This is a genomic window from Vibrio sp. 1069, assembly GCF_033340555.1.
This window is the reverse complement of sequence record NZ_JAWOWP010000823.1, coordinates 1-544: the sequence shown is the minus strand read 5'-3', so window position 1 is coordinate 544 and position 544 is coordinate 1. Positions and strand designations below refer to the sequence as shown.

The window sequence follows — 544 nt, the reverse complement described above, 5'->3', positions numbered from 1 at the left end:
ACTTTTAAACCGACTGCCCGAAACTCGATTTGCTACCCAGTTAGATAAAGCGAAAGCGAATTGGGTCGTTTTTGCTGAATATCTTTCCCCTCGCCACTTTGAAGATATCGACTTCTTTACTGGTTTCTATAACCCGGTGTTAGAAACATGGAAAGTCGGTCAGTATGAAGTAGCATTGATGGCGGGCGAATTAACATCTCACCACGAAACCATCTTAAAAAGCCTCAACATTGATTATGCTTCTCTGAATGAAGTGCCGGATCTCTCTGCGCCTGGCTTAGTGGTGTTCGATATGGATTCCACAGCGATTCAAATTGAATGTATTGATGAAATTGCCAAACTGGCTGGAGTAGGGGAAGAAGTCGCCGAAGTAACTGAACGTGCGATGCAAGGTGAGTTGGACTTTGAACAAAGCTTGCGTCAACGGGTTGGTAAACTAAAAGGCGCAGATGAAGCGATTTTAGAGCAAGTGCGTTCTGAGCTTCCATTCATGCCAGACTTTGAAGCGTTGATTGCGACCTTTAAAGCGCTCGGTTGGAAAACC

1 protein-coding gene is annotated in these 544 nt (G+C 44.9%); it reads left to right on the top strand.

The annotated features are described in order from the left end of the window. Nucleotides 1-544, top strand: a 544-nt coding sequence (locus tag R7040_RS29275) for a DUF5609 domain-containing protein (RefSeq protein ID WP_318098017.1), incomplete at both ends; no start/stop codon positions are given.